The sequence below is a fragment of the Curtobacterium sp. PhB78 genome (assembly GCF_003751685.1).
Lineage (GTDB): Bacteria > Actinomycetota > Actinomycetes > Actinomycetales > Microbacteriaceae > Curtobacterium.
In genome coordinates, this window is record NZ_RKIA01000007.1 from 59,107 (window position 1) to 72,613 (window position 13,507).

At 71.8% G+C, this 13,507-nt stretch carries 16 protein-coding genes; 11 read left to right on the forward strand and 5 right to left on the reverse strand.

Annotation, left to right across the window (positions count from 1 at the left end; all coding sequences use genetic code 11):
- Nucleotides 1–11 precede the first annotated feature (11 nt).
- From EDF53_RS16150 to EDF53_RS16195, 10 genes are all read left to right on the forward strand, one after another.
- Nucleotides 12–266 (forward strand): hypothetical protein, encoded by a 255-nt coding sequence (locus EDF53_RS16150; RefSeq protein WP_017887727.1) that lies wholly within the window; start codon nt 12–14, stop codon nt 264–266.
- Nucleotides 263–721, forward strand: coding sequence for a phage holin family protein (locus EDF53_RS16155; RefSeq protein WP_111083766.1), 459 nt, complete (start codon nt 263–265; stop codon nt 719–721). The genes EDF53_RS16150 and EDF53_RS16155 overlap by 4 nt, the downstream gene beginning before the upstream one ends.
- A gap of 32 nt (nt 722–753) precedes the next feature.
- Complete coding sequence (locus tag EDF53_RS16160) at nt 754–984, forward strand: DUF3618 domain-containing protein (RefSeq protein ID WP_111083767.1); 231 nt, start codon at nt 754–756, stop codon at nt 982–984.
- A 67-nt stretch (nt 985–1,051) separates the two neighbouring features.
- A complete protein-coding gene (gene hemQ / locus EDF53_RS16165; protein ID WP_243834039.1) occupies nt 1,052–1,795 on the forward strand; it encodes a hydrogen peroxide-dependent heme synthase in 744 nt (247 codons plus the stop codon).
- A complete protein-coding gene (locus EDF53_RS16170) occupies nt 1,792–3,027 on the forward strand; it encodes a ferrochelatase (RefSeq protein ID WP_123294509.1) in 1,236 nt (411 codons plus the stop codon). The genes hemQ and EDF53_RS16170 overlap by 4 nt, the downstream gene beginning before the upstream one ends.
- A complete protein-coding gene (gene hemC / locus EDF53_RS16175) occupies nt 3,024–3,983 on the forward strand; it encodes a hydroxymethylbilane synthase (protein WP_123294510.1) in 960 nt (319 codons plus the stop codon). The genes EDF53_RS16170 and hemC overlap by 4 nt, the downstream gene beginning before the upstream one ends.
- A 35-nt stretch (nt 3,984–4,018) precedes the next feature.
- A complete protein-coding gene (locus EDF53_RS16180) occupies nt 4,019–4,735 on the forward strand; it encodes a uroporphyrinogen-III synthase (RefSeq protein WP_260215992.1) in 717 nt (238 codons plus the stop codon).
- A gap of 50 nt (nt 4,736–4,785) precedes the next feature.
- Complete coding sequence (gene hemB, locus EDF53_RS16185) at nt 4,786–5,787, forward strand: porphobilinogen synthase (protein ID WP_123294512.1); 1,002 nt, start codon at nt 4,786–4,788, stop codon at nt 5,785–5,787.
- Nucleotides 5,784–7,115: a glutamate-1-semialdehyde 2,1-aminomutase gene (hemL, locus tag EDF53_RS16190; RefSeq protein ID WP_123294513.1), complete on the forward strand. Its 1,332-nt coding sequence runs from the start codon at nt 5,784–5,786 to the stop codon at nt 7,113–7,115. Before hemB ends, hemL begins: the two co-directional genes overlap by 4 nt.
- Nucleotides 7,116–7,231: 116 nt before the next feature.
- A complete protein-coding gene (locus tag EDF53_RS16195; protein ID WP_123294514.1) occupies nt 7,232–7,696 on the forward strand; it encodes a DIP1984 family protein in 465 nt (154 codons plus the stop codon).
- A gap of 227 nt (nt 7,697–7,923) precedes the next feature.
- On the opposite strand, the gene EDF53_RS16200 is transcribed toward EDF53_RS16195, so the two are convergent.
- The 5 genes from EDF53_RS16200 to EDF53_RS16220 all read right to left on the reverse strand — a co-directional run bounded on the left by EDF53_RS16200 (nt 7,924) and on the right by EDF53_RS16220 (nt 12,451).
- Nucleotides 7,924–8,514, reverse strand: coding sequence for a hypothetical protein (locus EDF53_RS16200; protein ID WP_123294515.1), 591 nt, complete (start codon nt 8,512–8,514; stop codon nt 7,924–7,926).
- 142 nt (nt 8,515–8,656) lie between these two features.
- The gene (locus EDF53_RS16205; protein ID WP_243648929.1) at nt 8,657–9,487 is read right to left on the reverse strand and encodes an ABC transporter ATP-binding protein; all 831 of its coding nucleotides are present in this window, start codon (nt 9,485–9,487) and stop codon (nt 8,657–8,659) included.
- A 19-nt stretch (nt 9,488–9,506) separates the two neighbouring features.
- Nucleotides 9,507–10,214 (reverse strand): GntR family transcriptional regulator, encoded by a 708-nt coding sequence (locus EDF53_RS16210; protein WP_123294516.1) that lies wholly within the window; start codon nt 10,212–10,214, stop codon nt 9,507–9,509.
- 88 nt (nt 10,215–10,302) lie between these two features.
- The gene (locus EDF53_RS16215) at nt 10,303–11,280 is read right to left on the reverse strand and encodes an MDR family oxidoreductase (RefSeq protein ID WP_123294517.1); all 978 of its coding nucleotides are present in this window, start codon (nt 11,278–11,280) and stop codon (nt 10,303–10,305) included.
- A 142-nt stretch (nt 11,281–11,422) separates the two neighbouring features.
- Nucleotides 11,423–12,451: a 6-phosphofructokinase gene (locus tag EDF53_RS16220; RefSeq protein WP_111083779.1), complete on the reverse strand. Its 1,029-nt coding sequence runs from the start codon at nt 12,449–12,451 to the stop codon at nt 11,423–11,425.
- Nucleotides 12,452–12,539: 88 nt separating this feature from the next.
- On the opposite strand from EDF53_RS16220, the gene EDF53_RS16225 reads away from it, so the two are divergent.
- The gene (locus EDF53_RS16225) at nt 12,540–13,502 is read left to right on the forward strand and encodes a DNA-3-methyladenine glycosylase (RefSeq protein ID WP_123294518.1); all 963 of its coding nucleotides are present in this window, start codon (nt 12,540–12,542) and stop codon (nt 13,500–13,502) included.
- Nucleotides 13,503–13,507 lie beyond the last annotated feature (5 nt).

Genomic DNA, 13,507 nt, shown 5'->3' on the forward strand with positions numbered 1-13,507 from the left:
AGGAATCGCACATGCGCGGAAAGCTCCTGTTCGTCGCCGGCGCCGCACTCGGGTACGTCCTGGGATCGCGAGCCGGACGGGCGCGGTACGAGCAGATCAAGACCGTCAGCGGCAAGGTCTGGAACAGCAACGGCGTCCAGAAGGGCGTGCACGTCGCCGAGGACTTCATCGCCGACAAGACCCCGGACGTCGCCGAGTTCATCGGTGAGACGACCAAGAAGGCCGTCCGCAAGGTCGGCCAGAAGAAGGACACCACCACCTCATGACCGACACCCGCGACCGCAAGTCGCGTTCGCTGTTCGGTCTGGTGGGCGACGTCCCGAAGCTCGTCAAGGGCCTGGTCAAGGGTGAGATCGACCTGCTCAAGGCCGAGATGCTCACGAAGGCCAAGATCTTCGGGCTCGCCGCGGGGCTGCTGGTCGGTGCACTCGTCATCGTGCTCTACGCGATCGGCGTGCTCCTGACCGCCGCCGTGATGGGCCTGGCGACCGTGATGCCGGCCTGGCTCGCAGCGATCGTGATCGCCGTGGTGATGCTGATCGTCGCCGCCATCCTCGGGTGGATCGGCTGGAAGCGCCTGAAGAAGGGCCTCCCGATCACGCCGAAGCGCACGATCGACAGCGTCAAGAACGACATCAACGCGGTGAAGGGGATGGGCAAGAAGCCCACTCCGCCGAGCCAGTACGGCAGCCGCAAGCCGGACGTCGGCGGCCGGTTCTGAGCCCCGACAGCCACACCACCGACGGAGGAACCGTGACCGATCCGCACGACGATCTCGCAGACCGCGTCGCCGCGACCCGCGCCCAGCTGTTCGACACCCTCGACGCGATCGAGGACAAGCTCAACGTGCCGAAGCAGATCGGCATCGCGGCGTCGAAGGTCAAGCGCGGCATCGACGAGAAGCCGGTCCCGTACCTGGCCGGCCTCGCAGCCGGAGTAGCGGTGGTCGGGGGTATCGTCGTGATGGTGCTCCGACGGCGGTAGACCGCCCGAGCGCGGTCCACCGGGTGCGGGGCGGCCACAACCCTGGCAACCGATAGGACAAGGACCCATGAGTTCCGACGCGCCCGCTCCTGCATCCGCGCACACCTCTCCGCACGAGACCGATCCCGCGACGGGGATCGATCCCAACCTCATGACGGCGTACGCCCTCTGGGCCGTGTTCCGCAGGCCGCTCGGCCCGGTCCACCGCGTCGGTGACGACGCCGTGGCCGAGCTCGACGCCGTGGTCGCGTCCGCCGCCGAGCGCGGGGTGACCGTCCGTGGCTTCTACGACGTCTCCGGCTTCCGTGCCGACGCCGACGTCATGATCTGGCTGCACGGCGACGACGCGCAGGTCATCCAGGCCGTGCTGCGCGAGATCCGCCGCACCGGGCTGTTCCAGGACACCGAGCCGGTGTGGCACGTCATGGCGATGCACCGCGAAGCCGAGTTCAACAAGCGGCACACGCCCGCGTTCCTCCGCGGCAAGGACCCCGAGGCGTGGATCACGGTGTACCCCTTCGTCCGTTCCTTCGAGTGGTACCTGCTGCCTGAAGACGAGCGCTCGAAGATGCTGCGCGACCACGGGATCGCCGGCGCCAAGTACCGCCGCGTCCTGACGAACACCATCGCCACCTTCGCCCTGAGCGACTACGAGTGGATCCTGCCGCTCGAGAGCCCCGAGCTCGTCGACCTCGTCGACCTCATGCGCGACCTGCGTGCCACCGAGGCCCGTCTGCACGTGCGCGAAGAGGTCCCCTTCTTCACGGGTCGTCGCGTGACGACCGCCGAACTCCCGGAGGTGCTGTCATGACCGACACCAGCCTGATCACGAACGGTCAGCCCGTCCTCGCCGCCACCCCCGCGGCTGCTTCCGGCCCGGAGCACGTCGAGGTCCCGACCGCCTACGACGCGATCCTGCTCGCCGGCTTCGGTGGTCCCGAGGGCCAGGACGACGTCATCCCCTTCCTGCGCAACGTCACCCGCGGCCGCGGCATCCCCGACGAGCGGCTCGAAGAGGTCGCGCACCACTACCGGCACTTCGGCGGCGTGAGCCCGATCAACGCGCAGAACCGCGCGTTGAAGGCGGCGCTCGAGGCCGAGTTGGCCTCGCGTGGCATCGACATGCCGGTGCTCTGGGGCAACCGCAACTGGGAGCCCTACCTGGAAGGCGCCTTCACCGAGGCCGCCGACAAGGGCTACAACAAGCTCATCGCGATCGCCACGAGCGCCTATTCGTCGTTCTCGAGCTGCCGCCAGTACCGCGAGGACTACGCGCGCGTGCTCGACGAGACCGGTCTGCTCGGCACCATCGAGATCGACAAGATCCGGCAGTTCTTCGACCACCCCGGCTTCGTCCGCCCGTTCGTCGACGGCGTCCGTGACGGCATGGCGAAGGCCATCGCCGAGAACGACGGCCTCGACGTCGCGACCGAGCTGCACGTGCTGTTCTCGACCCACTCGATCCCGTCGACCGACGCTGCGAAGTCCGGCCCGGACTACCGCGGCTTCGACGAGCACGGCGCCTACGAGGCCCAGCACCTCGCCGTCGCGCAGGTCGTCCTCGACCAGGCATGGGCGGAGCTGCTCGAGCAGCCCGAGCACGCGCACCTGCAGGGCACGTCCAAGCCCGCGTGGAAGCTCGTCTACCAGTCGCGCTCCGGCCCCCCGACGCAGCCGTGGCTCGAGCCCGACATCAACGACTACATGAACGAGGAGCTCAAGGGCGGCTCGACCCGCGCCGTGCTCATCGTCCCGCTCGGCTTCGTGAGCGACCACATGGAGGTCATGTGGGACCTCGACGAGGAAGCCACCGAGACCGCGCAGGAGCTCGGCTTCTGGTCGGTCCGCACGCAGACCCCCGGTGTCGACCCGGCCTACGTCTCCGGTCTCGTCGACCTGGTGCTCGAGCGCGTCAACGGCACCCCCACCAGCGAGCGTCCGCACCTGACCGACATCGGTCCCTGGTACGACGTCTGCCGCCCGGGCTGCTGCGAGAACGTCCGCGCCGGCTTCAAGCCCGCCGCCGCCGGCGTCGCCCCGTGACCGACGCTCCGACCCCGATCCGGCTGGGCACCCGCGCCAGCCGGCTCGCGGTCGCGCAGTCGCAGGACGTCGCCGACCGCCTGGCAGCGGCGGCCGGTCGTCCGGTCGAGCTCGTCACCGTCACGAGCGAGGGCGACACGAACCGCGCCTCGCTCGCGTCGCTGGGGGGCACGGGTGTGTTCGCCAGCGCCCTGCGTGAAGCCCTGGTCGCCGGCGAGGTCGACGTCCTGGTGCACTCGCTCAAGGACCTGCCGACCGCGCCGTACCCGGGCCTGACGATCGCTGCCGTACCGAAGCGTGCCGACGCCCGCGACGTCCTCGTGGCGCGGAACGGCGCGACCGTCGAGAGCCTGCCCGAGGGTGCGAAGGTCGGCACGGGCTCACCGCGTCGCGTCGCGCAGCTCAAGGCGAAGCGCCCCGACCTGGACGTCATCGACATCCGCGGCAACATCGACACCCGGCTCGGTCGCGTCGACGACGACCTCGACGCCGTCGTGCTCGCCGCCGCCGGGCTCACCCGCATCGACCGCCTGTCGGCCGCCACCGAACTGCTCGACCTCGGCTTCTGGCCGAGTGCTCCGGGGCAGGGCGCGCTGGCGATCGAGACCCGTGCTGCTGAGACCGACACGAACCTGCTCGCCGCGCTGCGCAAGATCGAGCACGCCCCGACCCGCCTGACGGTGTCGGCCGAGCGCGAGGTCCTGGCGAAGCTCGAGGCCGGCTGTTCCGCCCCGATCGGTGCGACCGCGGTCGTGGACGCCGAGCTCCTGCTCGTCTCCGCCACCGTCTACAGCCCCGACGGCGCCGAGTACCGCACGGCGTCGCACGCGGCCGTGCTCGAGGGATCCGCGCAGGACCGTCTCGCCGAAGCACTCGAGGTCGGTGGCCGCGTGGCCGCCGAGCTGCTCGAGAACGGTGCCGGCGACCTGGCGGACCTCACCGACTCGGTGAAGTAGAGCCCGTCACGGACACGCCCGCTCCCGTCGTCGTCATCCCCCGGGGTGGCGCGTGGGGCGAGCGCGTCGCGACGGCGGCTCGGCAGCGCGGGCTCGACCCGCGGGTCGTCCCCCTCATCACGACCGAGCCGCCGCTCGACTGCGGCCCGCTCGACCGTGCCGTCGCCCGCGTGGCCGGGTACGCGTGGGTGGTGGTGACCAGTGCGACGGCCGTGACGGTGCTCGCAGAACGCGTGGCGGGCCTCCCGTCCGGTGTCCGCGTTGCGGCGGTCGGTGAGCCGACCGCCCGTGCCGCGCGTGCTGCGGGCTGGGTCGTCGACCTCGTGCCGGAGCAGGCCTCGGCCGCTGCCCTCGTCGACGCGCTGCCGGACACCGACGGCACCGTGCTCTTCCCGCGCTCCGAGATCGCCGCGCCGACCCTCGTCGACGGACTGCGGGCCCGCGGCATCGACGTGGACGACGTGGTCGCGTACCGTACCGTGGGGACCGGCGACGAGCCGATCACCCTCGACGCGGTGCCCGACGCGGTGCTCGTGACGAGCGGCAGCGTCGCCCGCGAGATCGCCCGCCGGATGACCCCGCTCGACCCCCGCACCCTCGTGGCCTGCATCGGCCCCGGAACCGCCGCCGACGCGCGCGCGACCGGACTGCCGGTCCACGTCGTCGGACCCACCCGGTCCGCAGAAGCCCTGCTCGACGCCGTCGTCGAGGCCCTGAACCCCACCGCCCCCGAACAGGAAGGCCATCCGTGACCGGCCGTTTCCCCCAGGTCCGCCCCCGTCGACTCCGCGCCACCCCCGCGATGCGACGGCTCGTCGCCGAGACCCGGCTGCACCCAGCCGAGCTCGTGCTGCCGATGTTCATCCGCGAAGGCGCCACCGACGCCGTCGACATCTCGAGCATGCCGGGCGTGCAGCAGCACTCGCTCGACTCGTTCCGTCGCGCCCTGGTGTCGGCCGCGGAGGTCGGGATCGGCGGCGTGAACCTGTTCGGTGTCCCGACCACGAAGGACGCCACCGGTTCCGGCGCGACCGACCCCGACGGCATCCTCAACGTGGCCATCCGCGTGGCGAAGGAAGAGGTCGGTGACGACCTGGTCGTGCAGTCCGACCTGTGCCTCGACGAGTTCACCGACCACGGCCACTGCGGCGTCCTGGCGGCAGACGGCTCCGTCGACAACGACGCGACCCTGCTGCGGTACCGCGACATGGCGGTCGCGCAGGCCGAGGCCGGCGCCGAACTGGTGTGCCTGAGCGGGATGATGGACGGCCAGATCGCTGCCGCACGCGACGCACTCGACGTCGCCGGCCACACCGGCACCGCGCTGCTCGCCTACGCGGCCAAGTACGCCTCCGCCTTCTACGGCCCCTTCCGCGAGGCCGTGTCGTCGTCGCTCGTCGGCGACCGGCGGACGTACCAGATCGACGCCGCCAACGGTCGACAGGGGCTGCGCGAGGTCGCGCTCGACGTCGACGAGGGTGCCGACGTCGTGATGGTGAAGCCCGCGATGAGCTACCTCGACGTGCTCGCCGAGGCCGCTGCGACGTCGCCCGTGCCGGTCTGGGCCTACCAGATCTCCGGCGAGTACGCGATGATCACGGCAGCCGCACAGAACGGCTGGATCGACCGCGACGCCGCCGCGATGGAGTCGCTCATCGGCATCAAGCGTGCCGGCGCCGACGCGATCCTGACCTACTTCGCCGTCGACATCGCGCGGAAGCTCAACCAGGAGGCCGGTCTCCGCACCTCCGGCACCACCGCCGCAGTCGCCGGCATCGCCTCGACCGGGAAGGCCCCCGAATGACCACGAACGACCAGCTGTTCGGCCGCGCCAAGAACGCGATCCCCGGCGGCGTGAACTCGCCCGTCCGTGCCTACGGATCGGTGGGCGGCACCCCGCGCTTCCTGGTGTCGGCGAAGGGCGCGTACGTCACCGACGCCGAGGGACGTGAGTACGTCGACCTCGTGGCGTCGTGGGGACCCGCGATCCTCGGACACGCGCACCCCGGCACCGTCGAGGCCGTGCAGCAGGCCGCCGCGCGCGGACTGTCCTTCGGCGCCTCGACCCCGGGCGAGACCGAGCTCGCCGAGCTCGTGAAGCAGCGGGTGTCGGTCGACGGCGACGGCCCCATCGAGAAGCTCCGCATGGTGTCGACCGGCACCGAGGCCACGATGACGGCGATCCGGTTGGCCCGCGGCTACACCGGCCGCGACCTGCTCGTGAAGTTCGCCGGGCACTACCACGGGCACTCCGACTCCCTGCTCGCCGAGGCCGGATCGGGTGTCGCCACCCTGGCCCTGCCGGGCAGCGCGGGCATCACCGAGGAGACCGCGGCGCAGACCCTGGTGCTGCCGTACAACGACCTGGACGCCGTCCGACGCGCGTTCGACGAGCACTCCGAGCGCATCGCCGGCGTCATCGTCGAGGCCGCCGCGGCGAACATGGGCGTGCTCGCTCCCGAGCGCGGGTTCAACCGCGCGCTCGCGCAGATCGTGCAGGCGCACGGTGCGCTGCTCATCGTCGACGAGGTCCTGACCGGGTTCCGCGTCGGGTCGGCCGGCTGGTGGGGCCTCGAGGCGTCGAAGGTCGTCCCCGACGGCGCCGGGTGGAAGCCCGACCTGATCACGTTCGGCAAGGTCATCGGTGGCGGCATGCCCCTCGCCGCGCTCGGCGGCCGACGCGAGGTCATGGACTTCCTCGCCCCGCTCGGCCCCGTGTACCAAGCGGGCACCCTGTCCGGCAACCCGCTCGCGGTCGCCGCCGGCATCGCCACGCTCCGGGCCGCGACGCCGTCGGTGTACGAGTCGCTGAACCGCACGGCCTCGGTCATCTCCGCGGCCACGTCGGACGCGCTGTCGGCCGAGGGCGTCGCCCACACCGTGCAGCGCGCCGGCAACCTGTTCTCGTTCGCCTTCACGGACACTGCACCGCGGAACTACGACGACGTGCGGGCACAGGACGTGTTCCGGTACGCGCCGTTCTTCCACGCGATGCTCGACGCCGGGGTGACCCTGCCGCCGAGCGTGTTCGAGGCGTGGTTCGTCACGGCCGCCCACGACGAGCGGGCCGTCGGACGGATCCTCGACGCCCTGCCCGCCGCGGCGAAGGCAGCGGCCGCCGCGACGGCGTAGGCAGCGGCCGCCGCGACGGCGTAGGCAGCGGCCGCCGCGACTGCGTAGGCAGTAGCCGCGGCGGCGGCGTAGGGGTCGGTGCTCCGTGCCGGAGCCTCGGCTGGTTGACTGGCCACATGCAACTCGCCGAGGCACTCATCGAGCGCGCCGACCTGCAGAAGCGCATCGAGCAACTGCGCGGCCGCATCGCCGCGAACGCCCGCTACCAAGAGGGCGAGGAGCCCGACGAGGACGCCCGCGAACTCCTCGCCGAGGCCGAACGGTCGATCGACGCGCTCGAGGTCTTGCTCGCCCGCATCAACGCGACGAACGCCAGCACCACCGTGGCGTCCGGGCAGACCGTCACCGCACTGCTCGCCCGACGCGATGCCCTGCGGCTGCGGCACGCGCTCGTCACCGGAGCGGCGGACGCCACCGCCGGCACGAACGGCGGCTACCGACAGCTCCGCAGCGAACTCCGCACGTTCGCCGCGCTGCCGACCGCCGAGCTCCGGTCGCGTGCCGACGCCCTGGCGAAGGAGATCCGCGAAATCGACGCGGTCGTCCAGCGCACCAACTGGGAGGTCACCCTGGTCGACTGAGCAGCGGGGCGGTGCGTCGGTAGACGGACCGGGGCGGGTACGGACCCGACGACCGGCGGGCAACCCGGTCACCTGTCGGCGCAGTGGGCAGCGCCATGGCGAGAGCCGTGCACATCGCAGCCCAGTACGGCGCACCAGGTACGGTGCACACCGCACCACGCACAACCGCGTACCGACCGGACCGACGAGGGCGGGACAGGGGACAGCACCGCCCCACCCTCGACGGGTCAGGAGCAGTCGGCCTTTGTGAAGGTCGTGTCGAGCGTCTTCGAGGTGCCGTCGAACGCGTAGGTGTACCGCATGTCGACGCCCTCGTCGAGGAGGTCCTTCGTGTCGCTGTTCGAGCAGAGCGTCGGGCCGACCGAGTCGCGGATGGCGCTCTCGGTGATCGACGCCGGGTCGACGCTGGACGACACCGTGTAGTCGTAGTGGATCGCGTTGCCCTCGGCCTCGACGCCCGTCCACGACGTCACCGAGTCGACCTGCTTCGGCAGGTCGCTCTGCTCGCGGATCTGCACGACGGCCTTCGAGACCTTCTCCTCCGTCGAGTCGCTGAACGCGGCGGTGAGCGCCTGGCGGACCAGGAACGCGACGACCACGGCGACGACGACGCCGAGCAGCGAGATCAGGACGCGCTTGCCACGGGACTGCTTGGGCGGCGGGGCGTACGGAGCGCCGGCGGGAGCGGGCTGCGCGTACGGCTGCTGGCCGGGCTGCTGCTGCGCCCAGGGCTGCTGGCCCTGCTGCGGACCGGGCTGCTGCGGGCCGGCGTTCGGCTGCGGCTCGGACCCCGGGTAGGGCGGCGGCGTGTTCGTCATGGTGTTCCCCCTCGTTGCGGTGCGCGGCCTGACACCGTCATCCGGCATCGGGTCCCTCCCCGAAACGGGCCGCGGACACCTGAGCAACCATCCAAGCACAGGCCGGAGCGCCGGAACGCGCCTGTCCGGCCCCAGCGACGCGTCAGGCGGAACGGCGAGCTGCCCAGCGGCCCTCGGAGCGCAGGATCGCGAGCGGGAAGTCGAACGCGTGCGACACCGCCGACGACGTGATGACCTCGTCCGCGGTGCCCTGTGCCACCACGGCACCGTCACGGAGCAGCATCGCGTGCGAGGTCGACACCGGCAGGTCCTCGAGGTGGTGCGTGACCATGACGCTGCCGAGCTCGGGGTGTCGGTGCCGCAGGGCGTCGACGGTCTCGAGCAGGTGCTCGCGCGCTGCGACGTCGAGCCCGGTCGCCGGTTCGTCGAGCAGCAGCAACTGCGGCTCGGACATCAGCGCCCGTGCGATGAGGGTCCGTCCGCGTTCGCCCTGGGACAGCACGGGCCAGCGGGCGTCCCGCCGTGCGGCGAGCCCGACGTCGGCGATGTGCTGCTCGGCCAGTGCGACCTGCGCGGCCGTGGGCTCCCACCGCATCATGAGGTCGGTGGTGCCCGTCAGTCCCGTCAGCACCGTCTCGAGCACGGTGAGCGGGGAGAGCATCCGGTGCCGCGGGTCGACGTGGCCGATGTGCTCACGCAGCTCGCGGACGTCGACGCGTCCGAGGCGTCGGCCGAGCACCTCGACCGTGCCCGCCGTGGGGTGGCCCGTCGCCCCGAGCACCGCGAGCAGCGTCGACTTGCCGGCGCCGTTCGGTCCGAGGAGCGCCCAGTGCTCACCGCGGCGGACGGTCAGGTCGACGTCGTGCAGCAGGTCGCGGCCGGAGCGCGTCACACGGACGCCCTCGGCACGGAGCAGGACGTCGTCGGCGCGGAACTGGGCGCCCGCGGCGCGGAACTGGTCGGTGTCGGTCACGACTCCATCGTGGCCGACGTCAGCGCCGTTCGGTGCCGTCGGCCAGCGCGCCGCCCTCGGCGACGAACGCGCGGGCCTGCACGGTGTGCTCCTCGACGGTGCTGCTGAGCGAACGGATCACCGCGGCCGCTGCTTCGCCGTCTCGCTTCGAGATCGCCGCACGGAGCGGGTCGACGAAGTGCTTGACGTCCCAGAACATGCCGCTCTGGTGGGTCAGGGCGAGGAAGTTCGCGCGGGGCAGCAGCGAGGTCGACAGCTGGACAAGCAGGTCGTTGTCCGCCGCACCGATCAACTGGGTGACGACCGCGCCGACCTGCGTCGAGACGTCGCCGGCGCGCTCCTGCTCGGCGGCAGTGCGCAGGGCTTCCAGCGTGTCGACGAGGCGTGTGGCCGCTGCGTCGTCGAGCTTCGGGACGGCCCAGCGGGCGGCGAGCTCCGTGACGCCGGCGAGCACCTGGATGGTGTCGTCGAACTGCTTGGCGGTGGGCGACGCGACCCGGGTGTACCGGTTCGCCTCCATCTCGACCAAGCCGTAGTCGACGAGCTTGGCGATCGCCTCACGGATGGGCGTGCGACTGACGCCGAGCCACTGGACCAGTTCGTCGTCGTTGAGCCGTTCGCCGGCCTGCAGCGTGCCGTCCTGGATCGCGGCCAACATCTTCTCGAGGACCACGTCGCGGAGCAGCTTGCGCGGCGAGTTCTCGACGGTCGACTTGGGTACCGGCATGACGGACTCCTCGTGTCACGGACGTTTGGTATCCAAACCCTAACGTGTCAATATGCAATCGTTTGCGGAATAACAGCATCCCAGAACATCAGCCACGCACGTCGACCACCGTGCGTCCGTGCACCCGACCGGCGACCACCTCGGCGCCGATCTCGATCGCCTGCTCCGGGGTGACGGTCCGGGTGACGCCCGCCAGCAGCGCCGGGTCGAGGTCGGTCGCCAACCGCTCCCACGCCCGACGCCGGAGCTCCAGCGGGGCGTCCACCGAGTTGATGCCGAGCAGCGACACCGCACGCAGGATGAACGGCAGCACCGTCGTGGGCAGGGCGGAGTCCTGCGCGAGCCCGCACGCCGTGACGGCTCCACCCCACCGGGTGCCGGCCAGCACGTTCGCCAGGGTGGCCCCGCCGACGCTGTCGACCGCCCCGGCCCACGCGGCACGCTGCATCGGCTTGCCGGGCTCGGACAGGGCACCCCGGTCCACGACCTCGGTCGCGCCGAGGCGTCGGAGGGAGGCCTCGTTGGTGCTCCGGCCGGTCGACGCGGTCACCTCGTACCCGCGCGCGGCGAGCAGCGCGATCGCCACCGTCCCCACCCCGCCGGACGCTCCGGTCACGAGCACCGGCCCTGCACCGGGCTCGACGAACCGTTCGAGCGCGAGCACGCTGAGCATCGCCGTGAACCCCGCCGTGCCGATCGCCGCCGCGAACGAGTCCTCGATCGCCTCGGGCAGGACCACGAGGGAACCGGACGGCACCACCGCGTGCTGGGCCCAACCACCGTGCCGGGTCTCGCCGAGCCCGGCACCGTTCAGCACGATGCGGTCGCCGATCGACACGTCGTGCACACCCGGTCCGAGCGCCGACACGGTCCCGACGACGTCGATGCCGGGCACGAGCGGGTCGACCCGCGCGACGCCGGGGTTCCTGGCGAGGGCGAGGCCGTCCTTGTAGTTGACGCTCGAGTACGTGACGTCGACGAGGGCTTCGCCCTCGGTCGGATCGGGCAGGTCGACGTCGGCGACGGTGGGCGGGGCTGAACTGGACACGACTACGGCGCGGGTCATGCGCCGGACGCTACCCCGGGCCTCCCGGCCAGCGGTCCGTTCTTTCCCAGAACGCGTGCGATCCCTGGCGGAACCGGGCGTACCGGGCCGGAAAAAACGACCAGGTACGCCCGAAACGGCCAGGTACGCGTGCAGCGAGCGCTCACCCGAACATGATGGCGGCTTCGTCGAAGCGCGCCTGCGGCACGGTCTTCAGCTCGCCGAGCGCCTCGTCGAACGAGACGTGCACGATGTCGGTGCCCTTCAGGGCGACCATCCGGCCCCATCGTTCCTCGACCACCGAGTCGATGGCCGCCAGGCCGAGCCGCGTCGACAGCACCCGGTCGTACGCGGTCGGCGTGCCACCGCGCTGGATGTGCCCGAGGGTCGTGGCGCGCGTCTCGATGCCCGTCATCTCCTCGATGAGCGGCGCGAGGCGCTCGCCGATGCCACCGAGCCGCGGACGCCCGAAGGCGTCGAGCCCGCGCTCGGTGTGCGCGTTGTCCTCGTGGTCGGGGACGAAGCCCTCGGCCACCACGACGAGCGGTGCGCGCCCGCGGTCGTAGGCGGCACGCACCCACTTCGCGATCTGCTCCATGCTCGTCTTCTGCTCCGGGATCAGGATCGCGTGCGCGCCCGCGGCCATGCCGGAGTGCAGGGCGATCCAGCCGACGTGCCGGCCCATGACCTCGGCGACCATGCAGCGGGAGTGCGACTCGCCGGTGGTGCGGAGGCGGTCCATCGCCTCGGTCGCGATCGCGACGGCGGTGTCGAAGCCGAACGTGTAGTCGGTGGCGCCCAGGTCGTTGTCGACCGTCTTCGGGACGCCGACGATCTTCAGCCCGGCGTCGGTCAGGCGCTTCGCCGCGGCGAGCGTGCCCTCGCCGCCGATCGCGACGATGGCGTCGATGCCGTGGCGGTCCAGGGTCTTCGAGATGTTCTCGACGCCGCCGTTCGGGCCCTCGAAGGGGTTCGTGCGGCTGGTGCCCAGGATCGTGCCGCCCTGCTTGGCGATGCCCTGGATGTCCTTGCGGCCGAGCGGGACGATGTCGCCGTCGACGACGCCGCGCCAGCCGTCCCGGAACCCGACGAACTCGTGGCCGTGGATGGCGATGCCCTTGAGGACGATCGCGCGGATGACCGCGTTCAGACCGGGGCAGTCGCCTCCGGAGGTGAGGATGCCGATGCGCATGGGAACTCCGTCGTCGGGTGGTGCGGGTGGGGGTCGTGGGGGACTGCGACCATCATGACTGACGGTGGTTGCGCATTACCATCCCGGTGTGACCCTGCTCGACTCCGCCTCGTCGTCCGCTGGTGCGTCCGGCGGTGCGTCTCGCGTCGACACCGTGTACCGACCGGGAGGCCCGGTGAACGTCACGTCGACCCTGCGGCCCCTGCAGCGCGGCTCCGCCGACCCCGCCTACAAGGTGGTCGGGTCGGTCGTGTGGCTCGCCCTGCGGACGCCCACCGGCCCCGCTGCCGTGGCGATCCGGCCGTCCGGCGACACCATCGCGGTCTCGGCGTGGGGCGACGGTGCTGCGTGGGCGGTCGAGCACGCGCCGGAGCTGCTCGGTCGCGGCGACGACTGGGACGGGTTCGACGTCTCCGGGCACGCGTTCCTCGCTGCCGCCCGACACCGGCAGCCCGGACTCCGGCTGCTCCGGACGAACACCGTCGTCGCGATGCTCGTGCCGGCGATCATGGAGCAGAAGGTGACCTCGCGGCAGGCGTGGGGCGCGTGGCGGTACCTGCTCCGTCGGTACGGCACGCCCGCGCCGGGTCCCGCGCCGGACGGTCTCATCGTGCCGCCGACGGCCGACGAGTGGGCGCGGATCCCGAGCTGGGAGTGGCACAGGGCGGGCATCGAGCCCGGACGGTCGGCGACGGTGATGCGCGCGGTGCGTGTGGCTCCGGCGCTCGAACGGACGCTGACGCTCGGTCGCGGCGGTTCGGTCGTGTCGGCGCGGCTCCAGTCGATCCCCGGCATCGGGAAGTGGACGGCTGCCGAGACCGCGCAGCGCTCCCATGGCGACCCGGACTCGCCGAGCGTCGGGGACTTCCACGTCCCCGCGCTGGTCGGGTGGGCGCTGACCGGGGGACCGGTCGACGACGACGGGATGCTCGAGCTGCTCGAGCCGTGGCGGGGGCACCGGGAGCGGGTCGTGCGGCTGATCGGCGGCTCGGGGTTCCGGAAGCCGTCGTTCGGGCCGCGGCTCACGATCCAGGACCACCGCGGGCACTGAGCGGT